Here is a 26043-nt window from a genome sequence, read left to right as displayed (position 1 = left end):
AGAGTGAGGCGGCTCTTTTCCGTGTAAAAGATGCAGCAATTGGGAATAGTATCGTGTAGATCAAAAGGAGGAATATTGATGGCACACACGAATACACAGCTTTCTCAATGGCTGGAATCAAAAGTCGGCCAGACGCTTGATATTAGAAAAGGTGAATTGACCCATGATGAAGAGATATCAGACTTGGATCAGATTGTTCTCCACCTTCAAAAAGTGGCTATACGCAGTACGAATCATCCTGATGATTATGTTGCGAAAGAAGAGCTTGTTTTAGAAGGCGCAGGAACAACATTCACTGAGGACGGAAACGTACCGCTTCCGCAAAATGCCTATGAGATTCCTTTATTAGGTGACATTCATATTCATCAAGAAAACGAAGGATTGAAGGTCGTAACAGATCGTGCAGTATATACAATTGATATCCAGCACAGCTGACAGTCACTTTCATCAAAATAATACAGCGTAGCGCCTTTGAGCTTTCGTGCAAAGGCGCTGCTTTATATCGAGCCGTTTTTTCACTTTTTCGTTCTTCACCCTATTGAATGACTCCTAAAATAGATATATAGTTTTAGAGACAGGATTACATTTCAAACAATTCTGTTTTTTGTAAACTAATTCAGCAATTTGATTCATCTATTTACCCTATTAGGCGAGGAGAATGCAAATGGAAAAATTGATGTTTCATCCGCATGGTAAAGAGTTTCATCACAATCCTTTTTCAGTTTTAGGACGATTTAGAGAGGAAGAGCCCATTCACCGATTTGAATTAAAACGGTTCGGAGCCACATATCCGGCCTGGTTAATTACCAGATACGATGATTGTATGGCCTTTTTAAAAGACAATCGAATTACAAGAGACGTAAAAAATGTGATGAACCAAGAACAAATCAAAATGCTCAACGTTAGTGAAGATATCGATTTTGTATCCGATCATATGCTGGCAAAAGACACACCTGACCATACCCGCCTGAAATCACTTGTTCATCAAGCATTTACTCCCCGAACCATTGAAAATCTGCGCGGCAGCATTGAACAAATTGCTGACCAGCTTTTAGATGAAATGGAAAAAGAAAATAAAGCGGATATCATGAAATCCTTCGCTTCCCCTTTGCCTTTTATTGTTATATCTGAATTGATGGGAATCCCAAAAGAAGATCGGTCACAGTTTCAAATCTGGACCAATGCGATGGTTGATACCTCTGAAGGTAATAGAGAGCTGACAAATCAGGCTCTTCGTGAATTTAAAGATTATATCGCCAAGCTGATCCATGACAGAAGAATAAAGCCAAAAGACGATTTAATCAGCAAACTTGTGCATGCTGAGGAAAACGGCAGCAAGCTAAGCGAAAAAGAGCTTTATTCGATGCTGTTCTTGCTCGTTGTAGCCGGCCTTGAGACAACTGTTAACTTACTCGGCTCAGGCACACTCGCATTGCTGCAGCACAAGAAGGAATGTGAGAAGCTCAAGCAGCATCCTGAAATGATCGCTACAGCGGTTGAAGAATTGCTGCGATACACCTCACCTGTCGTTATGATGGCAAATCGGTGGGCCATCGAAGACTTTACATATAAGGGGCATTCGATCAAAAGAGGAGACATGATTTTTATAGGGATCGGATCTGCCAATCGCGACCCGAATTTTTTCGAGAACCCCGAAATATTAAATATAAATCGGTCGCCTAACAGACATATTTCTTTCGGTTTTGGCATTCATTTCTGCTTAGGAGCGCCTCTTGCCAGGCTGGAAGGCCACATTGCATTTAACGCACTTCTGAAGAGATTTCCTGATATTGAACTTGCGGTTGCACCTGATGACATTCAATGGAGAAAAAATGTCTTTTTAAGAGGATTAGAAAGTCTCCCTGTTTCACTTTCAAAATAACATTCAAAACGCCCCCTTTTAAAAGAGGGGGCGTTTGTGTTTTCTCAGCGCTTCACCAATTCATCTGTTTCTTTTTCTTCCCTCGCTTCATGTTTCTTCCGGAAAGCCTTAAGGAAATTCGCATTCACTACTCCCCTGTTTGAATAAAGCTTTTCACAAAATTCTAACATGGCTGTTGACGCTTTCGGTTCGGTTAATATCATGAAGTGGTTGCTAGAATCGACATCCACCAGGTGGAAATGGGGAATTTGCCGCTCCCATTCCTCCCAATAAGCAGCTTGATCAAACGGTTCTTTTTCATTTGATAAAGTGAAATAAGTGTCTAAATCACCAAAGAAAGACCTGCTTTTGTTGCGGAAATAATAACATTTTACCGTCTCAGGATCAGGGAGAGACTTAACAGTGTACGACTCCAAATCATAGGCACGCTGTGTTTTCATCATTTGCTGAGCCTGCGCACGTATTTGCTTATCTTGTTTGTTTAGCCCTCGTTCTTTTGCCAAGTCAATCAACTCAGACAGGAATTCTTCATCCTCTAAGCTTATGTCCACCTCTTCACGGCTGATGAGAACATCCGTAAGCTTTTCCCGTTTCGCAATCGATGCCAGCATCGTATTAATTGTTTGCAGCATTGACGTTTTCATAGATGCCACATTCTCTTTTGTCTCAGAACGATATGGAGAGTCAATCATCACCATGCTTTTGACAGCAAGGCCTTGGCTTTGCAGTTGGCGAGTGACTTCATATGCAATCATCCCGCCTAAGGAATATCCGCCTACATCATAAGGACCTTCAGGCTGTATGGATCGAATGATCTCTATATAATAGGAAGCCATTTGTTCAATTCCGTGCAAAGGAGCAGAATCAGTCATGAATCCTCTGGCTTGAATGCCGTAAAAAGGGCGCTGGCTCTTTTGTGCAAATTGCTGATAAATTTCAACTCCTCCTACTCCGCCATGGAACCAAAAGACAGGGCGCCCCCGCTTGCCGTCATTTAACGGTATCAATTCCGGAAACGTGCGAGCTTGATCATTTTGTAAGGATGGATCCTCCTTTTTCTTTGCGATCAAGTCCATCATGTCCTGAACAGTATGGCATGCTTGAAGCTCCGTCAAGGCAATGAGAGGGTCCACCTTTGATTGCAATTGCTGTAATAACTGTATGCAAGAAATTGAATCAAATCCATACTGCTGCAATGGCTTATGAGGCTGCAGTTCATCCGGAGCCATCCCTAGTACATTTGCGAATATGTGATGATCGCTGCTGTTGTTGATACGCTCATCCTGTGAAACAGAAGGCGTATTCTCTACTGCTTGAAAGCCGTTCCAGCAGCTTCTCTTTTCAAATGGATAGGTTGGCAACGGTATTCTGCGGGCACCTTTTCCTTGATAAAGCTTCTCCCATGGGATTTGCACCCCTTTTGTCCAGCAAAACGCGATCTTTTCCAGGTTGTTTTCAGACAACAAAGTCTCGATCACCATTTCTCTTAATGGACCATCCAGCAAGGCTTCGAGATCTGACGAGCCATTTTCTGCATTTCCGCTAAAGACAGGTATAGAACTTTTCGGCTTATCGCCTTTTTCTGCAGCTAAGTGTTCTTGCAAGCCGATTACCAGTTCTTCTTTACTGCGGACGACGAGCGCCAGGCGGTCTTCCATTTCCTCTCGGCCGGTTTGGAGTGTATAAGCATAATCTTGTAATGGCAGTGCTTGTTGTTTATTCACATAGTCAAGCTGCTGTTGAACAATTGCTTTTAGCCTGTCTTGATTCTTTGCAGAAAGAACCACAATGTGGGCACCATACTCACTCATACTAACCGGTGGTTTTGGTAAAGGAATATATTCTTCTAAAATGACGTGCGCATTTACGCCTCCAAAGCTATAGCTGTTGATACTCGCTCTGCGCGGAATTTTTTTGCCTGCATCGTCACTTAAATCCCTCCATTGCTGATTCTCGGCAGTCACGCGGAAACGGGTGCCCTTTATTGACACCTGGTCATTCAAAGACGAAAATCCGGTTATGCCTGGTATTGTTTGATGCTTCATCGCCATGCTGACCTTCATAAGAGCAGCCATGCCTGATACGAGTTCACCGTGTCCGATGCTCGGCTTTAAGCTGCTGATATAACATGGCGCTTCCTCCCGTACTTCCTGTGGAAGTTCCAATTCGAGCTGACTGCAGCCTGACTTTAACGCCTCTATTTCTATCGCGTCTGCCAATGGAGAGGCGATCCCATGTGCTTCTATATAGGTCACCGTTTTGGGATCAATTTGCGCTCCTTGATAAGCCTTCAGCATTGCATCCTTCATGCCGGCCGGATTTGGCGCGTGAAGTGACATTCCCCTGCCGCCATGCGATACACCTGAACCTTTAATAACCGAATAAATATGGTCAGAATCTTCAATGGCTTTTTGCAATGGTTTAATGATGAGAACTCCTGCTCCTTCACTTCTGACAAAGCCATTTGCATCTGCTTGAAAGGATTTGGCCTGTCCTTTCTCACTCAAATAGCCCATTGAGTCGAAGCCAATAAAGCCTTTTGGTGAAAGCAGCAAATTCACAGCCCCGACAATGGCTTGCTCACATTCGCCGTTTCGAATGGATTGTATAGCTCTGTGCAAAGCCACGAGAGCTGAGGAACAGGCAGCTTCATAATATTCACTTGGCCCTTTTACATCAAGTGCATAGGATATACGGTTTGGAATTAGGGAAGGAACCACAGCTGTATCCGTATTGCCGGCTGCGACAAATACTCCTGTCGGGCGGCTGGATACAACCTGCCCTGTTAAGCCTGCATCTTCCATCGCCTTCCATGCATGTATCAAGAGCAGAAACTCCTGTGGGTCCATATGCGCCGCTTCTTTAGGCGATATGCCAAAAAACAGGGGATCAAACTCACCTATTCCTTCTATAAAACCGCCCCATTGAAGGCTTGATTGCCCTTCCTTATCGGCTGCGGCATATTTGCGCCAGTCCCAGCGTTCTTTCGGCACTTCAGAGACACAGTTCTTTCCTTGGATAAGGTTATCCCAAAATTCCGTTACGCTGTTTGCCTTCGGAAACTGTCCCGACATGCCGATAATGGCTATGCCGTCTGCCGCGTGTTCGATTGTTTTATCCGTGTTCGTCTCGTATGCCGGAATCTGTTTCATTTGGTTTTCGATTTGAGCTGGGCGTTCTTCCTGCTGATGATCTTCACCAAACAGCTGAGCAAAAGATGCTTCATGTTTGTCCGCAAAAAAGTCGATTAGCTCTTGAATAGTCGGATACTCAAAAAACAGAGTCGGATTTAATTCGATCTTTGTCTCTGCTTCCATCTCCCTTGTCAGTGCAACCAATTGAGAAGAATCGATTCCAAAATCCATGATATGCGCTTTTGCAAGAGACAATTTTGACGGATCGGCCATGTTTACTGCCAGTTTATCTGTTACATAGCTTCTGATACGATCTTTCAGATTACTGGCTTTGATGGCCTTATTTTGATTTCCTCCTTGATTCGAAATACGAAGCTGTTTAAGCGAGTAGCCCGAGTAGTGCAGCACTGTTTCTGACGACTCATTGATCACATCTACATCAAACAGCAGCATGTCACCTGTATTCTTAACCAATGTAATCAAAAGCCAGCAATCCTCTTTTATCGTTTGCTTTGTAAACTGGATATCATTGATTCCAAACGGTAGGAAGCCGCCTGTCATGTCAAACTGCTCTAAGAAACTGAGGATAGCCAAGTACGCGCTGTTTGTCATCAATGGGCTTACAGTGTAATGGTGCCCGTTTGCCAGCCCGCTTTGGGGCAGGCGAATTTTTGCCAGTATAGACTTGTGATCTCTGTAGAGATGAGTAATTGTCTTAAACAACTCTCCCCATTCAAGACCGTTTCCGGTTTTATACATCTGCTCGATGTGATGAAGCTTAGTTAATGAATGCTTAACGTTCTCAATATTGACTTTTTTGGGCTCAAAAGAACCGATTCCGCATTGTCCGATTGCGGCAGGCTTCCACAAACCAGAGGACGGCTCGCGATACATGATTTGCAGTTCTATGACTTGATCTTTTTGCAGCGGCTTTGCCTGAAGTTCAATGGTCTCGCCTTGTTTGATGACAATTGGACTGATATAACTTAATTTGCTGATACGGCCGCTGTTTTCCTCAGGGAACAGGTTAAAAAATGCTTCAATGGCCAGACTGCCATATGTGGCACCGACAAGCACCCGTTCATTGTTGAAGACGTGTCCTTGAACGTAAGGCTCATCATAAGTGAATTGATCTTGAATGACCGGCTGATTGATATTGTCTTCAACATCTGACGATTTCTCATTGATAGACGATACATCGAAATGAAATGATGTATTATGGTCAAATGCATAGTGAGGCAGATGAACCCAGCCTGATCGGTTCCCTATATCAGCTTCTTTAAAAGCAATCGAGGCCCCTTGTGCCCATTGCTCTGCAGCGTTTATTTCTCTATCCCTAGATGCTGATTCCGCACATGGCTGTAAATCGAATGATGTATAGATGCCTTGCTGGAGTGAGCTTTCTCTTGATGTTCGGAACACCTTTAGTTTTTCGATCAGCTCTTGAGTCGATGTCACTGTAAATGCAGCCCTATGCTCTAAATTATGGTTTCTCCTGTGTAAAGCCTGTACAACGGGTTCAATATCCAGAGAAGCTTCCTTCTCTAAAAACAATTGCATATTTTCTAGATAGCTAAGCAGGCTCCATTTTGTTTTGGCTGAAAAAACGGCAGTGAATTCCTGCTGGCGGGGAGCGATATGTTCTTTCTCAGGGGCCGTCTCCATATATTCTTCTATAATAAGATTGGCATAGGCTCCCCCCGCTCCGAAGGAATTGATCATGCTTCTGCGAGGCAATTGTTTTCCAGTTTCAGGATCATTTAAGCGATGCCATGGCTCTGTTTGTTCCTGAAGATAGAAAGCCGTGTGCTCCAGCTTAATATTTGGATTGACAGGCATCGCGTTAATTGTCGGCACCAGCGTCCCTTTCTTCATCTGCAGCAGCACTTTTGTCAGCTGAGAAATACCGGAAGCCGCCTCTAAATGCCCTAGATTGGATTTGACAGAGCCTATCGCACAAAACTGTTTCTTGTTTGTATATTGTTGAAACGCGTTTGTTAAGGCAATTACTTCAATAGGATCGCCCAGCGCTGAACCATTTGCCGCCGATTCAATATAGCCGATAGTCTCTGGATCAATGCCCGACCGCTGAATCGACTTGACAATTAACTTTGCTTGCTGCTTCGGATCCGGAGCTGTATACATCTGTCTTCCGCCGCTATGGTTGGCAAAACTGCTTTTGATTACAGCGTAAATATGATCCTGATCTTCCATCGCCTTCGAAAGCGGTTTTAACAGGACAGCTCCGATGCCTTCCCCGGGAATAAGCCCGTTTCCTGTGCCAAAACTTTTGCTTTGATTGCCGCTTCCCAGCAGATTGGCACGCTCCAAAGAATCATATTTAGAGAGATCGAGTGTTAAATTGACGCCTCCAGCAATCGCCATTGGGCAGTTTTTCAATTTCAGGCTTTCACACGCAAGATGTATGGCGTTTAATGAACTAGAGCATGCTGAGCTGACAGCGATACTCGGTCCGGTCAGGTTAAAAAAGTGGGAAACGCGATTTGCAATGTGCCAGTCTCCCCCATTTGAGCTGAGGACTGCCTGCTCTAAAGATGGGATATTCCAAAAATACTGGTTATACATATTCCCTATAAAAACACCTACTCCGTCATCATCCCGCAATTTATCCAGCCGGGTTCGCGTATAGCCGCCGTCCTCAAACGTTTCCCAGACGGTTTCTAAACATAAACGGAGTTCCGGTGTCATTTCCATCACCCGGTTTTGCTCCACCTCAAAAAGCTGATGGTCAAATGCCTCTATATCTTGTAAAAATCCGCCATAGCGTTTCTTATTTGCCGGCTTTTTTGGATCTTTTGATAATGTTTTCAATAAAGATGTGCGCCATCTGGATTCCGGTGCCTCTGTAATACAATTGTCTCCGGCAATTAAATGCCCCCAAAGCTCTTCTAAACTGTTAGACATCGGATAGCGCCCGCTTACCCCGATTATTGCGATATCTTCTGTACTAGAATCATTAAAATGTGTTCTTTGCAAATTGCTTGTCTTTTCTTTTTTTGGTGGTTCGGTATTTGCTAGCTGAGTTTCAGTGACTTCCTGCTCTGTAACAAAGCGGCGTGTATGAAAAGTAAATGGCTTATTAGGATTTGTACGCTCTGTTTGAAGTGGAGCTTCACTTTTTGCAGGCTTCGTTTTTTCCTTTAACAATGCTGTCCGGAGCTTATTTTCATGCCCCTTTACTAAATATTCGACGAGTTCTTTTGTGTTGTTATGTTCAAATAAAATGGTTTTTGGAAGCTCTCCCGTCACTTTTTCTAATTCACGAATGAAATTCACCTGCAAAATCGAATCAATTCCATACTTCTCAAATGTCGTATCTTCGTGAATACGTTCTGGTGATAGTTTGATTGATTTTGCCAGCGTATGCTTCACAAATTGTGCCGTTTGTTCGATGAGAGAATCGCTTTCCTGTGAATGATCGATTTGAGCATTCATTTGTATATGGCTTGGATCTTCTTCTGCCTCCGTTCTCTTCTTTTGACGGACGACTCCGTTACTTTCAGCGGCAATGATCTGCTGGCCGAGCTGATGCGATTGTTCAGCCATAAAGGAAACATAGCGAAATCCTTCACTCTCAAGCACCGTTTTCCAAGTATCCGGATACAGGCCCGGGCAGCCCGGAATGCGGAGATCAGGATCCTCATACAGCCACCAGCCCTCTAAAAGGCCGAACGTCAAATGCGAATATATATTATGATCACTAATTTCATTTAAAAGGAGCAGCCCGTTTTTTTTCAAAACTGCTTTTGCATTTCGCAATGTCTGCCGGATATTTTTTGTGGCATGAAGCACATTTGCCGCGATGACCGCGTCGTAGCCTCCCGCATCAATATGCTGTTCAGACGCCGGCTCCTCGACATTAAATCGTTTATATGTCAAATATGGATTGTCAGGACCATACTTATTTTCTGCATGCATTAAAAAAGCTTTAGACAGATCTGTATAACAATATTCTTTTATATGTGTCTGCCATGCTTTCAATTTTTGAAAAACAGCCGCGCTTGTCCCGCCGGTCCCGGCTCCGATTTCTAATATTCGAATCTTCGCCTCAGGCTCTTGCTTCAGACGTTCTTGCAGATAGGCTGTTAACGTATCTGCAAGAACATCATTAAAATAGTCTGCGACTTGATTGTTTTTATAGACCCCTTCTACTAAATCCATAGATGAATTCGGAAACAGGATATCGGTGGCTGAGGCCTTGCCGGTCAGAATCTCCGGCAAGGCTTTAAGTGCTGTCTCCACCAATGTCACCATGGCTTTCATATTATTGTCTTGAAGCAGGTCAGATTTTTGTTCATTCCATTCTTTCCACAGCTCGCTCATGGTGCCTATTGAGCGTGTTGGAACATGTCCGTTCTCCGTTCGCTTGAGAAATTGATGCCGCTCTAAAATCGATTGGCTTTCTTCAAACCATCTGCCATAGAAATTCTCCAATACCGGCTGGGATTTACTTTCTGTGAAAAACCCTATGGACTGTAATTGTGCGAAAAGCATTTTACAGAGAATGTCTTCTGTGTTCAGCATTGGCGCTTCCCCTCCTATAACAGTTGTTGAATCTTTGTGCTGTCACCCGGGTGATAGCTTCGCAGCTTTTGAATGGCGGAGCCGTGAGTTTCCGGGTACACTTCAATTGTTTCGTCTGCCTGTTCCGTTTCATCATTCGTTTCGTTTGCCATTTTCATCATTACTAGCTGCTTCAGCGGTCCCCCGAGAAGCAATTCCAAAGCTTCCATTGCTTCAGGGGCTTCAATTGAGCCTATGCCTGCCTGAGCCATTCTCTTCTGGTAATCCGGTGATGAAACAACACCAATGCTTCCCCAATAACTCCAATTCATCACGGCTACTGTACAAGGCCATACGTGAGAAAGCCGTTGTGCAAAAGCATCCTTAAAACTGCAGCCCGCAGCGTAGTTGCTTTGTCCGGAAGCTCTTGCAAACGATTGTACGGAAGAGAAAAACAAAACAAAATCCAGTGGTTCATGCCGGAAAACTTGGGCCATTCGCACGCTTACATCAACTTTTGCAGCAAGAACGTTTCTGAAACATTCCTCACTCATATTCATCAGGCTTCGGTCTTGTAAGACAATCGCAGAATGGATGATGCCGTTGATTTCTCGATGCGTTTGTTTCATTGTTTCATACGCGCGTTCTAATTCCTCTCGGTTAGCCGCATCTGCTTGAATGTAATACGGGGCTGGCCCTAGACGTGCAAGTCTGTCCAGCTTGCTTTGAATGGCTGCATCCTTTTTCCTTCTGCCAATCCAAACGATCTGCGCCTGATATGTTCTGATCATATATTCACTCCACGCCTCACCAATACCGCCAGCTCCGCCTATGACAACATAAACACCTCCGTGCTTATACTTCGTGTGCACCGGTTGATTGTTGTGTACTGGAATCAAACGAAGCTTATGCCAGACCTTGTCTCGATAGGCCCACGTATTCCCTTCTTGATCGGCAGGCAAGGAAAGGAGTTGAGATAACGGCAGGTCTTCGTATTTTTTAACATCGATCAGCTTTGTCTGCCAATTTGGATATTCTTTTGACATTGAACCGATCAGGCCGTGTACCCCGGCATCTACCGGGTCGACAATATCATGCTGATCAACATATTGTGTGTTCACCGTCACGACCGTCCAGCTTATCTCCTTCTGTCCATAGCCTAAAGAAAGCATTGCCTTAATGAGCCTATACATTTGAATGACGCCTTGATCTTGGGCTTCAATCATTTCATCGCCGACTTCGCACTCTGTCACACGAGAAGGAGACATCCACACGATGTGGTCAAACGATCCGAGTGCTTCAAGCTGGCCTGCAATTCTATGAATTGATGCGTTCGGCTCAATGTACAGCTCCTTGGCAAACGGGAACTCCCTTTGAACAGCTTTTCTGCTGTTGTCATCCCCTCCGAGGATGACAACACGCTCATCAGCAGGCGAAATGATCCTCTTCTCCAGCACAACTCGATCCCATATCGGCGCCATAAGAAGCGCTCCGTTAAGAGTTGCTTTGGAGTTTCCTAGTGATGTCGGTGCGTCTGGCGGTTGTATGCCTTCTTCCAGCAGCCTTGAGGTAATCCCCTTGATTCTTACACACACTCGGCCTTGTTCATCACACAAATCAATATCCAGTCTCTGTATTTTGTCCTCATTATGACGAGATGTCACAGACACCCACATTTTATTTGTACACGGGCTGAATATTTCTAGCTCTTGCAGCGCAAAAGGCAGAGAAAGCTGCTCGTCACCGGAATTCAGCTTTAGCCCGATCGACGCTTGTAAAGCAGAATCGGCCATACTTGGATGAAGAACGAATTCATTCAGTGTGTGAGTTACACCAGCAGGCAGAGAAAGCTCTGCCAAGGCTTGATTGCGGCCGATGTAAAGCCGATCTATCCCTTGAAAACCAGGTCCGTAGTCAATGCCGATCGCCTTAAACAATTCATAACACTGGTCGTGTGAGAGTGTGCTTAAACTGCATTGGTCTTGAAGCACGCTGATATCCTGGACTGGAATGTCTCCTGCCCCACGGATTGAAGCACTGCCTTGACAATGTATCTTTCGATCATTGTGTGCAGCCTCTGTATAGACGTTGAAAGCAATCTCGCCGTCCTGCTGGGGATTTAGACTGATATCCACTTGCACAGGCTGGCCGTCCGCCACAATCGGCTGCACCCACACAACATTTTTGATGTGAATAACAGATTGTTGATCTTCGGTTCTTCTCACTGCTCTTGTAACGGCAGCATGAACCATCTCAAGATATGCCACGCCCGGCATAACCGGTTTTCCCTTCACCTTATGATCGGCGAAAAAGAACTCAGCACCTGTAAAGGCCGAGCTGAAACGCTGCTCTGACAAATCAGATGTGTTGACATGTATCAATGGATGCAAAGCTGCTGATTCGACTGTTTTTAAAGCTGTTTGATGGGCGGCTGCCTCCTCTTTCGTATCCGTTATCCAGTAGCGTTCTTTCGCAAATGGATAGGTAGGGAGGCTGATGCGTTTCGGCTGTTTGCCGTCATACAGTTTACTCCAGCCTATTTCCATGCCTTTTACCCATAAATCAAGCAGTCTTTCATATATGTGAGGCTCCCAGCTATTGTTGAGCGTTTTCTGTACTTCGTCATCTGATCTCAATGTTTGTGCGATACCTTTTTCTGCTCTGCCTCTGTACATGTACTTCGCATTGGTGCCCCCTTCTATAAAGAGGTTCAGTTTTTCCAGCAAATCCCCAGTCGAGACAGCGATGATCCCTAATCTCTCCTCCATTGCATCACGCCCCTCTTGGAGTGTATAAGCAATATCAGTGAGGTCACGAGCAGTGATAGATCGCTTGCTGATAAAGTCTGCTAATTGCCGGGCTTGGTCTTTCAGACGATCTTCATCCTTTGCCGACAAAATAAAGATGCCCGGGTTCTGTGCTGTCACAGCTGGTGCTGTTGCAGGATGGGTTGCTTCTTTCGGAATATATTCCTCAATGACCACGTGGGCATTGACGCCGCCTATCCCGAACGAACTGATGCCTGCGCGGCGCGGGAGCTCTCGGCCGGCTTCATCCCGAAGCGCCTGCCACTCTCTCGATTCCTGCACAATATAAAACGGGCTGTCATCCAGTCTGATATACGGATTAACAGTTTCACTGTACAGACTTTTGACAAGCGTTTTATGCTTGAGCTGCAATAACACTTTAATGACACCCGCCACACCGGCCGCAAGCGATAAGTGACCGATGTTTGTTTTCGCTGACCCAAGTCCGCAATGGCTGCCATGAACAGCCGGGTCCCCCGTTTTTTCATACAGCTCTTTAAATGCCGCTTTTAAGCCGTTGATTTCTACTGGATCGCCCAGCTCGGTTCCAGTCCCATGCGCTTCAATATAAGTTACGGTTCTTGGATCAATTCCCGCTTTTTCATATGCTGTTTTTACGACATCCGCCTGAGCTTTCGGATTAGGAGTCGTTAGAGAATTTGCGCGGCCACCGTGGTTTACCGCACTTCCTTTAATGACACCGTAAATATGATCACCGTCTCGTTCAGCCGCTGTCAGCTTTTTCATAAAGAGAATGCCGGCACCTTCACTGACTGCGAATCCATCGGCTTTGTCAGAAAATGTTTTGCATCTTCCTTCTTTGCTCAGCGCCCCGGCCTTATCATAGGCGATATGGCCTTGCGGAGTTACGACCGTGTTGACCCCTCCCGCAATCGCCATTTCACAGTTTCCATTTTCAATGGCGCAAACCGCATGATGAATGGCGACCAAAGAGCTTGAGCACGCAGTGTCGATCGGTTCACTCGGTCCATGAATGTTCAGGAAATAACTGACTCTATTCGGTCCTGCAGAAGGACTCATATTCGCAGCCGCTGAGCCTTCGATGTCTACATTTGACAGAAGTGAACTGTACCCTGTGTTTCCTGTCCCGATGAAGATGCCCGTTTTGGTTCCTGCCAGGCTTCTCGCTGAGTGTCCCGCTTCTTCTACCGCCTTCCACGCATAGGTCATTAACAGGCGCTGCTGAGGCTCCATCTGCTCAGCCTCCAGCGGAGATATGCCGAAGAACAATGGATCAAAGTCAGCTACTTCATCAATAAAACCGCCCCATTTGACGTTTGTTTTATTCGCTTCTTTCAGAGGGTCTCCGTAATACTCCTGCCAATCCCAGCGGTCTTTTGGAACCTCTGTAATACAATCTGTGCCCGATGACAGGTTCTCCCAATATTCCTCAACGTCTTTTGCCTTTGGGAAAACGCCGCTCATCCCAACAATCGCAATAGGCTCAGGCTTGTGATCAGCTTCCCTTTGCATTGGTGTTACTGAAGGTTTTACAAAGCGGTTTTCAGTCGAAAACGTCATATTTTTTATATTCTTTTCGACAGGCTGCATCAGCACCCCAGCTTTGGCAGGCGTTTGAGCTGTAAAAGCATTTGGATATTCTTCTGACAGATACCCTGCAAATGCATAAACAGTTGCGTGCTCAAAGAAGATCGTAGGCGTAAGATCCAGCTTGTACTTCTCATTCAGTGTATTTGCGAATTCAGTTAACGTAATCGAATCAAATCCATATTGATTAAACTCCATGTCCGGGTCAATCTCTTCAGGTTTGATTTTGAGCAATTGAGAGATTGTTTGCTTTAAAACTTCTTGAATGTGGTCAAACATATTCCCTTGATCCATTCTCGCTTCAGATGTCACCGGTACTTGCACTGTTTTCATTGGTACATCATCAGAAGACGGCTTTTGAGTCAGCTTTTCCCTCATCATGTCTTTGATTCCTTCCATGACGATGACTTGATCTTTGCCAAATGCCAAACCTTTATACAGCGCTTGAATGCCGGTCTCGGTCCGCATTGGAGTCACACCTGTGTTTTTCAACGTCATGTTTTCAATTTCTTTATTCGCGCGCATGCCGCCTTTTTTCCAGAGCGGCCAATTGATCGACAACGTTTGTCCGTGCCTGTACATGGCGGTTACAAGCGCATTTCGATAAGCAGCATAACTGTCCATAAATGCATTAGCCATTGCATAATCGGCCTGTCCCGCGCTGCCGGCAACACTTGATATTGAAGAAAAGAGGATAAAGAAATCTAACGCAAGATGCTCGGTTGCCTCATCCACATTCACAAGCCCTTTCACCTTAGGAGCGAGAACTTGTGTCAGCTCTTCATTGGTTTTGCTCATAAGATAGTTATCTTTAATCAGCCCAGCGCTGTGAATGACACCATTCAAGTCTTCGTAATCAGACGTAATGCTTGTGATAAGCTCGGAGGCTGCTTCCGTTTGTGTCACGTCAATCTGCCTGTATTCTGCGCGAGCCCCTAATTGCTGAAGTTCGTTAAGCTCCGCCTGCTGATCCGCATTCAACGCGGATCTGCCTGTCAGAATGAGCACAGGCTGTTCGGCTTGACGAGCAATCTCTTTTGCAAAAATAAACCCAAGTCCCCCTGCGCCGCCCGTGATGAGGTATACACCTTTATCTCTCCACGGCATGCTTATTTCCCGATCATCTATTTGCATTTCATCCAGATCATTGATGTACCGTTTGCCTTTTTCATATTTGATGTGCTGATCTTCTGTGTGCCTTTTATTCTCTTTCAGTTTTTCTATTACACTTTCAATATTTTCATGTGAATCGATTTCAATTGTCTGGCCGATTAGCTTTTTATTCTCCAGGCCGGCGGTTTTAAGGAGCGCCGATAGCCCTGAGAATGAGTACTGCTTTCTTTGTGCAGAGGTAAGCAGCTGGATCAGAACATTGCCCTGAGGTCTGCTTTTGAGAAGACCCTGGACCGTCTCAAGCGCTTGTTCGGCATAATCTTGGAACCTCTCTGCAAGTCCTTCGCGGAATGACTCCAAAACGATGCATTCCGCTCCTGTCATTCTTGATTCAATGCGATCTTTTGAGAGGCCATTCATGTCGCAAAGCATGACAATGTGCCGTTCGTAATGAGGCTCAGGACTTTCTTTTTTAAAATCCTTAGGCACCCATTTTTCTTCAAACATCAGGGTTTCCAGCGTTTGATCAGATTCCGCCGATCCAGAGCCGCCTTCCGCTGCTCTGAAAGATAATCCTTTCATCCGTACGCAAACATTGCCGCTCTCATCTAAAACATCAATATCGCGCTTTTGCACCTTATCAGTTGCCTTGCTGCCTTGGCTGTATCTTGCGTATACCCACATTTCTGACGAACATGCTCCGAAGACTTCAAGCTCCTGGACCGCAAAAGGCAGTGTCAGCTGGTTATCCCCGGCGCCTGTCAAAATGCTTGACGCCTGCAAAGCAGAATCCATCAGCCCAGGGTGCATTTTGTATTGGCTGAGCGTATCTGCAGCTGACGGATGCAATGACAATTTTGCCAAAACAAATTGTTCAGCTGTATAGATTTTTTTCACTCCGCGATAAGCAGGACCATATTCAAATCCAATCATCCGATAGGTGTCGTATACTTCGTTTACGCTGAAATGGCTTTCCTGACACTGCTCCCGCATAGATTGCAAATCAACCGCCGGCAGACTTTCAGCAGGATTCAATACCGCGCTGCCTTGACTGTAGACGATTGACTGTTCGCCAGTAACGTCTGAATGACCATAGATTTCATAAGAGATCTCACCATTTTCTCCCGGTAAAAGCCTAATGTGTACTTGCTGCGGCTGATCCTCTACAACAATAGGCCGCACCCACACCGCATTCTTTAGCTTTATGGTGCGCGGTACACCTTGTACCTCTGCGGCCTGCTCAACAGCTGCCCGCGCCAATTCAAGATGAGCCACTCCCGGCAAAATCCGTTGGCCTTTCACAACATGATCAGCAAGGAAAAACTCTTCTCCCGTATAAATAGAGCTAAACCTTTGTTCCGAGAGATTCGATGTGTTTTGATGCATTAATGGATGCAGCATGGCTCCGCCAAGGCGGGAGGCTGCTTGATTTGCATCAATGCTGCCGCTTTTTTCAATATGATCAGAGATCCAATAACGGTCTTTTGCGAAAGGATACGTCGGCAAGCTGATGCGCTTTGGCAGATTCTCGCCATACAATTTCGTCCAGTCTACATCAAGCCCCTTTACCCATAATTCAAGCAATTTTGCATACTTTCCCCGTTCCATCCATTTCTCGACGGCTTCTTGAATCTCTTCGTCATCTGTCAGCATTTGGAGTGTGCCTTTATCAATCCTGCCTTTAAATACATCCTCCACACCGCTTTTGCCTGCTGCAAAGTCTTTTAACTTTTGCTGTACATCCTCAATGGAACCGGAAATAATCCCGAGACGTTCTTCCATCGCATCCCGTCCGGCTTGCAGTGTATAAGCGATTCGGGCGAGATTTACGTCACTATATGTTTGCTTATCAAGCGCATCTGCCAGCTGCTGTGCATGTTCTTTTAGCCGCGCTTCATTTTTAGCCGATAGAACGAAGATACCCGGATGTTCAGGCGTGATGGATGGTATATTCTCATCGGATGCTTCCGGAATATATTCCTCGATAATCACGTGGGCGTTTACCCCGCCGATTCCAAATGAACTGACACCTGCCCGGCGAGGAAGCTCTTCTCCCCGTTCATTTTTCAGCGCTTTCCATTCTTCCGTTTCCCGTACGATATAGAACGGACTGTTTTTCAGCTGAATGTATGGATTCACGTTTTCGCAATGCAGACTTTTCACTAAGGTTTTATGCTTAAGCTGCAATAATATTTTAATAACTCCTGCTGCACCGGCTGCCAGCGATAAGTGGCCGATGTTTGTCTTTACAGACCCTAATCCGCAGTAAGGATTGGCTGATGTGTCTCCTTCATTTACACCCAATGCTTTAAAAGCTGATTTCAAACCGTTAATTTCAACCGGGTCTCCAAGCTCCGTCCCGGTTCCGTGGGCTTCAATGTAGGTCACGGTTTTCGGATCGATTCCCGCTTTTTGATATGCCGACTGAATAACATCTGCCTGCGCCTTCGGATTGGGAGTCGTTAAAGAGGCTGCACGGCCGCCGTGATTGATTGCACTGCCTTTTATGACTCCGTAAATGTGGTCTCCCGCTTCTTCAGCCGCTTTTAATTTTTTCAGGAACAGTATGCCGGCACCTTCCCCATGCGCAAAACCATCGGCTTGATTTGAAAACGTCTTGCATTTTCCTTCTTTGCTCAGTGCACCCGCCTTATCAAAGCTGATATACACCTCAGGAAGGATAATCGTATTTACACCGCCGGCTAATGCCATGTCACAAGTGCCTTCCTCAATTGAAGAGATGGCATGGTGGATCGCCACTAGTGAACTTGAGCACGCTGTATCAATCGGTTCGCTCGGTCCGTGCAGATTAAGGAAATAACTGACCCGGTTTGGACCGACTGAAGGGCTCGTATTGGCTGCCGCTGATCCTTCTATTGCCGAGTTCGCTTTAGATAGAAGAGAGCTGTATCCTGTATTTCCTGTTCCGATGAAAACGCCGGTCTTTGTGCCTGACAACCTTTTCGCCGAATATCCTGCATCTTCGATCGCTTTCCAGGCGTAAGTCAGCAGTAAGCGCTGCTGAGGTTCCATTTGTTCAGCTTCACGCGGGGAAATGCCAAAGAATAATGGATCAAAATCTGCTATTCCGTCAATAAAACCGCCCCATTTTACGTTCGTTTTATTGACTTCCTTCGCCGGATCACCTTCATATTCACGCCAATCCCAGCGGTCTTTCGGAATTTCCGTCATGCAGTCTTTGCCCTCTTTTAAGATGTTCCAGTATGCCTCAATATCTTTCGCCATAGGGAAAATCCCGCTTATGCCTACGATGGCAATTGGCTCAGGCCCAGCATCACTCTGTATGGCGCTTGGCAGCATGACTTGCTGCTTTCTGCGTCTTTTAGCTTTGGCACGCACGGCTTGTTCCTGTTTCGCACCAGGCTGAAGCTGAGCCGATGCAGCGCGCACAGCAAATGTCTTCGCAAATACCGATTGATATTCTTCTGACAAATGCTTGCCAAACGCATGAATCGTCGGGTGGTCAAAAAATACGGTTGGCGTCAGCTCTAACTGATAGGCGCGATTGATATGGTTGGTGAATTCAGTCATGGAGATAGAATCAAAACCATACACCGTCATCTCGGCATGATCATCAATCGTTTCAAGCTTGACCTTTAACAGCTTGGCGATCTCTCGCTTTAACATCGCCTTTACTTTATCCAGCAAACTGTCTGTATCAATGCTATTTATTTGTTCAGTCATGTGTTCTGCTTCCATCTTTCCCATAGGTGCTGAGGCGTTTTTTGCCAGCATGTTTTGTTTTATTTTCTGCACATCGCCTTCGATCACCATTACTTGGTTTGCCTCTGAATGAAGTGCTTGATATAATGCCTGAATTCCTTTTTCCGCCCTCATAGGAACAATACCGGCAAATTGCACAAGCCTTTTCTCAGTTTCTTGATCGACCTGCATGCCTCCATCTCTCCATAAAGGCCAGTTTACAGAAAGCGTCTTCCCATGCCGCTGGCTGAGGTCGGCAAGCCTATTTCGATAGCCTGCATACATATCCATAAATACATTGGCTGCCGCATAGTCAGACTGGCCAATGCTCCCTAAACTTCCTGAAAGAGATGAAAAGAGAATAAAGAAGTCTAAAGGCAAATCCTTGCTCGCTTCGTCTAGATAAACAAGCCCTTTTACTTTAGGCGCCAGTACATCGTGCAGATCTTTTGCCTGTTTATTAACCAGGTAGCTGTCCTTGATGATTCCGGCACTATGAAGAATACCGCTCAGACGGCCATATCTTTTTTGAATGTCGTCAATGAGCTGATAGACTTCAATTTTATTGGTAACATCTGTTTGCCTGTAGGTGATGTCAGCCCCCTTGCTATGAAGCTCTTCCAGCTTTTTGCTTTTGCTTTCGCTAAGAGGTGAGCGGCCCGCCAGAATGACTGTCGCATTTTTCGTTTGTTCCGCAATTTCCTTTGCAAAAATATGACCTAGTCCGCCGGCACCTCCTGTAATGAGATAAACGCCATTGTCTTTCCACGGTTTGCTGCCGTCGCCTTTTGCCTGTTTGATTTCACGCCAATCAGCAATATACCGTGTCCCGTTTTGATATTTGACATATGAATCGCCGCTCATTTGATTTTCTAACAGTTTGCCAGCGATGCTTTCTCCACTTTCTTCACCGCTGACTTCAATCATTTGGCCGGTTAGTTTGGCATTTTCCTGACAAGCTGTTTTCAGCAGTCCTGTCAACCCTGAAAACAATTGCTGTTCTCCCTCTGCAGAGGTTACGATCTGAACGAGAATGCCGTCCTTCGGTTTCGTACGAATGATCTCTTGTACCTTTTTAAACACTTGTTCTGTATAAGAATGGAAACGCCCATCTACTGAAGAAGGCCTTGCTTCCAGGCTGTATACATGGACATCCTCGATGGCTGCTTCAATTTGTTTTCTCGTCTCATGATCATATTCACATAGGAATACGAGATGCTCTGCATATTTTTTTGCAGCTAAGCTGTCAGCAGCCTTTTGTTCTTGCCAAACGGGCTGAAGAAATAAAGTTTCAGTGTTGATTTTTGATGGTTCGGTTTGTATATCTGCCTCCATCACTCTCGTCGAAAATCCTTTCAGCCGCACGCAGATCATGCCATGCTCATCGCATAGATCAATATCGACTTTCTGTATCAAATCTCCCGGTTTGTTTTTCGAGTTGAATTGAACATAAACCCACATGTCAGAAACGCACTGACGAAAGACCTCAAGTTCCTCCAGGGCAAATGGCAGTGCTGCCTTAAAGTCTTCAGTGTCTGAAAGTTCCGCTCTGACGACATTTTGCAAATATTCAGCCGCCTGTAACGCCCCGTCCATTACACTTGGATGAAGAACATAATCGCCCAACGTATGTGAAACAGATTCCGGCAGTGATAATTTGGCAAGCAGCTGGCCGTCGCCTTTATATACGGCCTCTACACTCTTGTAACCTGGACCGTAATCGGCGCCGATCATCCCTTTATAAAACGAAGCAGCATCCATTCTGCTTTGATCACATTGTTTCTTGATCTTAGAAAGATCCAGTGCTTTTTCTCGCTTTAACTGAATCAATTCCGCTATACCTTGGTTATATACAACTGGTTCTGCATCAGCGGATTCCGGATCGCCATACATCCGATAAGCAATGTGTCCGCCATCTTCATCGTAAAGTCCGATATTTACCTGAACCGGCTCACTTCCTGCTACAACCGGGCGAACCCACACGACATTTTTCAGCCTGATTCCAGTTTCATGATCTTCCAATCCGCCAATTCCTTGTTCTATAGCGGCTCTTGCCATTTCAAGCGTGACCGCCGCCGGCAAAATCGCCATGCCTTTAATGATATGCTCGGCAATAAAATACTCTTGTCCTGTGAAAATGGAGCTGAAACGCTGCTCTGACAGAACCGATGTATTATGGTGCACCAAAGGATGCAAACGAGATGGTTCAATTGTTGTGATAGCGCCGGTGCTGCTTTCAGGCCAGTATCGTTCTTCGGCAAAAGGGTATGTCGGCAAGCTGATGCGGCGTGGCTTTGTATTTGGATAGAGCCTGCGCCATTCAACGTGAAAGCCATTTGCCCACATCTCGGCAAGCTTTCTCAATTCTTCTTTTGATATCCGTGATGAAGCCATATCATCTGCTTCAGCATTTCCAAGCAGCTGTTCAGCGGATGTCATTCTCGTTTTTTCTCCTTGAATACAGCCTTCTGTGAGCGGCTTTCCAGTCACAAAAGCTTCCAGCTGCTGTGTCCATTCTTCCAGATCGTTCACTATAAAAACGATCCTGTTATCCATTGCTTCACGGCCGACTTGGAAGGTATATGCAATATCTCTTAAAGAGAAATGCCTTTGCTCGTCTTGACTGATATAGGACAGCATTTCCTTCGCGTATACTTGGAGCCGTTCACTATTTTTAGCTGATATAGGAATGATGTAAGGCTGATTGCCTTCGTTTTCGGTACCTGCATCAGAAATGTTTTCATATTGCTCAAATATTGCATGGGCGTTAGTTCCGCCAAGGCCGAATGAGCTCAGAGCCGCCCGATGGACACCTGCGTGTTTCTCTAACGATTTTCGTTCACGGACAACATAAAAAGGAGAGCTTTCAAACTTTATATCCGGATTCGGCTCCGTACAATTGATGGTCGGTGCAAGTTCATTATGGTATAAACTCATCGCAACTTTAATGCATCCGGCTAACCCCGCAGCTGTATCCAAATGGCCGATATTCGTTTTCACTGAACCAATTCCGCAAAATTGTGTTTTGTCGGTGTATTGCTTGTACACTTTATTTAGCGCAGACATTTCAATAGGATCGCCTAATTTCGTTCCCGTCCCGTGCGCTTCAATATAACTGACCGTTTCAGGATGGATCTTGGTTGTATCCAATACATGCTGTATCACCTCTGTTTGGCCTTTTACACTTGGCGCATAGAAGCCGGCCTTCTCTGCCCCATCATTATTGATGCCTATTCCGCGCATAATGGCATAAATATGGTCTCCGTCTTTTACGGCATCCACAGCTTTTTTCAGCAGGATGACTGCTACGCCTTCACCTCCGGCCATTCCGTCAGCCGAAGCATCGAACGCCTTTACATGCCCGTCGCTTGAAAAATTCAACCCGTTTTGGTGCACGTAGCCGATCGCTGATTGTGCGTGCAATGTTGCGCCTCCGACAAGCGCATATTGTGATTCGCCCGATGTCAGGCTTTTGTATGCTTGATATAAACCGACTAGTGATGAAGAACAGTTAGAATGAACAAAATAGCTTGGCCCTTTTAATCCGAGCTTATGTGAGATCATTGTGGGAATGGTTCCGCTTTGGGCTAAAACCCATGAGACATAACCATCCGGTGATTTATGTCCTTCTGTTGTCTCCTTCGGTAATAACGTTCTATATGAATTGCTGCTTGCAGACATATATACGCTTGTTGCCGGAATCTCCTTAGCCACATATCCTGCATCTTCAATCGCTTTCCAGGAGTGCAGCAATAAGAGGCGGAGCTGAGGGTCCATATACTCAGCATCTTTTGGCGAGATTTGAAAGAAACCGGGATCGAATAAATCTTTCCCTTCGATCACAGATTGCACCGGCACATAGTCAGGATGCTGTATCAATTCTTCAGGAACTCCATTTGCGCGAAGCTCTTCTTCAGAAAAGAATCGTATGCTTTCTTTGCCTTCTTTGATGTGGTTCCAGAAGTCATGATGATTTTTCGCACCCGGGAACTGGCAAGATATCCCCACAATCGCAACACTGTCGTCAAAATAAGGAGGAATCTTCTGTTCTAGGTGTTTTATATCTTTTTTGATATCATAATAATCTTCATTTTGTGTCCCGGCTAGATCTGAGTTTTTCATCTCCAAAATGTATTCACTGATTGCACGGATCGTGGAATACTCAAACAGCTCAGTAACATGAAACTCACAATCGAATTCTTTTTTGATTCGTTCAGCCACAGCTACAGCCAGAAGCGAATCGCCGCCCGCATCGAAAAATCCGTCATCCGGCCCAAATCCGCTGACCTTGAGCGTTTCCTCCCAAATGCGCAGCACCTGATCCTCTATTTCCGTTAAGTGCAAGTGATTTGGTTTCCTACTGTTGAACACGATCTCGCGTTTTTCTAATTCTTTACGGTTCACTTTTCCGCTGGGCGATAATGGAAGCTCATCTAAGCGGATAAAGTGTGAAGGTATCATATATTCCGGCAGACTCGATTTAAGATGAAGGCGCAAATCTTTTGGATTGGCAGAGGCATGTCCGCTTTCCTCTGTATAATAAGCAGCGAGCTGTTGATGGCCTTCCAGCTGCTTCACCACTACCGCCTGATCTAAAATGCCCGGAAATTCACTAAGCTTTGCTTCTATTGCGCCCAGCTCGACGCGAAAACCGCGTATTTTGACTTGGCTATCAATCCGTCCCAAGTATTCTAAGTTGCCGTCAGGAAGCCACCTTGCTGAATCACCCGATTTATATAGCTTCGTCCCTGGTTCAAAGGGATTATCAATAAATTTTTCAGCCGTAAGCCCCGGCTTTTTAAAATAGCCTCTTGCTAAGCCGGCTCCAGCGATGCAAAGCTCACCAGGCTTTCCGATCGGGACAGGCTTCAAATGCTGGTCCACAATGTAAATTTTCGTGTTGGAGACAGGCTTTCCAATCGGTGTATGGTGACTTGCGATATCTCCTTTTCCGCATCCGAAATACGCAGCGTAAATGGAGGCTTCCGTCGGTCCGTATATATTTTCAACACGGCAGTTTGTAAAGAGCGATACCGCCTTTTTCACTAATTCTTTAGGGAAGGCTTCACCTGCAACCATCATATACTTCAGCGGACCATCCTCTGTGAATCGCTTGTTGTCTTTCGCCATTTCTAAAAAAACATGCAGCATGGCCGGCACAAAATTAATGTGAGTCACTTTATATGTTTCAATATAATCCATGCAAAGCTGCGGTGATTTCTCCCCATTAGGCGGAAGAATCACAAGACGGCCGTCTCCAATAAACCATCCGAATAATTCTGAGATCGATACATCAAACACATAGTTCGTCTTCAATAAATATGCATCCTCAGCCGTTACAGGATAGTGAGATTCAAGAAAATTCAGGGTATTCATAATGCTCCGATGCTCTACCATAACCCCTTTAGGCTCTCCAGTGCTTCCCGATGTATAAATAATATAAGCGAGGTGTTCCGGTTTTACTTCCCGCTTTAAACCGCTTCTTTGCTGGTCTGTATAACCGTTTCGGCAAGCTAACTCGATATTGATCGCTTTTACATGGCTGCCAGTTAATCCGATGATCCTATCATGAACGTTAGGTTGGGTGAGGACAATGGATGCCTGACTGTCTTTGAGCATGTACTCTAATCGTTCTTGCGGAAAACTTGGATCTAACGGCACATACGCTCCGCCAGCTTTCAGTATTCCTAAAATTCCGATGATCATATCAAACGAACGCTCTGCACAAATGCCAACGGGCTGTTCAGGTCCAACACCCTGATGTTGAAGGTAGACTGCCACAGATGTGCTTTTTTCATCTACTTCTTTATATGTAAGTGATCTGTCTTCAAACATGACAGCAACCGCATCGGGGGTTTGTTTCGCTTTTTCCTCAAACACCTCATGTATACACTTGTCATTTGCGATGTTTGTCCCTGTCGCATTCCATTGTTCCAGCAAACTAGTTTGTTCTTGATTTAATTGCAAAGAGTAAGCTTCAAGCGGCAAAGACGGGTCCTCCATCATGTGTTGCGCGAGCTTCATATAGTTCTCCATCATGCTTTCAATGGAGGACAGTTCGTACAAATCAGGGTTGTACAGAAGATGAAGCACTGTTTCATTTTCTTGCTCATATATTTCGAGCGCCAGCTCAAATTCACCCTCTTGCCGAATGTCTTCAATATATTCGATGCCAAGCGTTTGATACGGTTCGAGCACTTTTTGCAAGCCTGTTGCCTGAAAAAAGTTTTGGTACAGAAAAGCTGTTTGAAAAACCGGAGAATCCGCAGCCGAGCGGTCTACATTCAGCTCTCTTACCAATGCAGGGAACGGAAACGCCGCATGATCCAGGCCGTCAGCCACTGTCAGCTGCAGTTCCCGAATAAATGCTGTTAATGGCTGAGATCCGATATTCTTGCTCCGAACAGCCATCATATTGATAAAATAACCGATTAGGGTTTCAAATCTGTCTTCTTGCCGACCCATTGTCGGAACGCCAACAATGATATCCTTTTGTTTTGTATAATGATGCAGCAGCACTTTGTAAATGGAGAGAAACACAACCGATTCATTCACATGATTGGTGCGGGCAAACGATTTAATTTGATTTCTCAGGTGATGGGGGAGCAAGCTTTTATAAGCTTGCCCCTTGAATTTTCGTGCTGAAGACCGCGGACGGTCACAAGGCAAATCAAGAACTGGCAGACTCCCAGACAACTGTTCTTTCCAGTAAGCGAGATGCTCTTCCCCTTCTCTGCCAGTCAGCATCCGTTTTTCCCAATCGACAAAATCGTAATAATCAGCTGTTAATGGCTGCTGCAAGGGCTCAATCCCATTCAGCAATTGTTGATACGCTTCGAATAGCGCCGATATCAATGTCAGCATCGACACACCATCAAATATGATATGGTGAATTGTTATAAGAGCAATGCATTCTTCTAACCGATGAAAAAGGTGTGTGCGCCATAACGGACCAGCTTCCAACTGGAAAGGTTCTTTTGCTTTTTCTTTTAGAAAAGGCAAGATATCTGCTGATTTCATTGCTGATATATCCTCTTCCACAAAATAAAGATCCTTTGATAACTGAACCGATTGAAATGGAATGCCATTCTCTTCTTGAATCACACTGGCTAAGACCGGATATTGTCTCTGTACAAACAGAAGGGCTTTCTTGAACGTCTCTGCATGTATTGGCTTGCTGAAGCGAAAGCATAAAGGAATGTTATATGCACTCATCCCAGGAGACATTTTTTGAAGCATCCACAGCCCTTTTTGCCCTTCTGAAAGCGGGCTTTTCAACTGCCGCTTCATG

The 26043-nt window shown here is 45.3% G+C and carries 4 protein-coding genes; 2 read left to right on the top strand and 2 right to left on the bottom strand.

The features are described from left to right. The first annotated feature begins 78 nt into the window (after nt 1–78). Both WA279_RS06885 and WA279_RS06880 read left to right on the top strand, forming a co-directional pair. On the top strand, nt 79–435 hold the full coding sequence (locus WA279_RS06885) for a hypothetical protein (protein WP_251188401.1): 357 nt from the start codon (nt 79–81) through the stop codon (nt 433–435). Between the two features lie 229 nt (nt 436–664). After that, a complete protein-coding gene (locus tag WA279_RS06880) occupies nt 665–1882 on the top strand; it encodes a cytochrome P450 family protein (protein ID WP_336154771.1) in 1218 nt (405 codons plus the stop codon). 44 nt (nt 1883–1926) lie between these two features. Here WA279_RS06880 and WA279_RS06875 read toward each other — a convergent pair whose 3' ends face one another. Together WA279_RS06875 and WA279_RS06870 are read right to left on the bottom strand one after the other, a co-directional pair. Next, nucleotides 1927–9561, bottom strand: coding sequence for a beta-ketoacyl synthase N-terminal-like domain-containing protein (locus WA279_RS06875; RefSeq protein WP_336154769.1), 7635 nt, complete (start codon nt 9559–9561; stop codon nt 1927–1929). A gap of 14 nt (nt 9562–9575) precedes the next feature. Beyond that, nucleotides 9576–26042, bottom strand: a complete 16467-nt coding sequence (locus WA279_RS06870; protein ID WP_336154843.1) for a non-ribosomal peptide synthetase — start codon at nt 26040–26042, stop codon at nt 9576–9578. Between the last annotated feature and the right edge of the window lies 1 nt (nt 26043).

Source organism: Bacillus sp. 204(2023) (assembly GCF_037027505.1).
Classification (GTDB): Bacteria; Bacillota; Bacilli; order Bacillales; family Bacillaceae; genus Bacillus; species Bacillus subtilis.
Note: the sequence above shows the minus strand (reverse complement) of the source record. Positions and strands in the feature narration are given on the sequence as shown.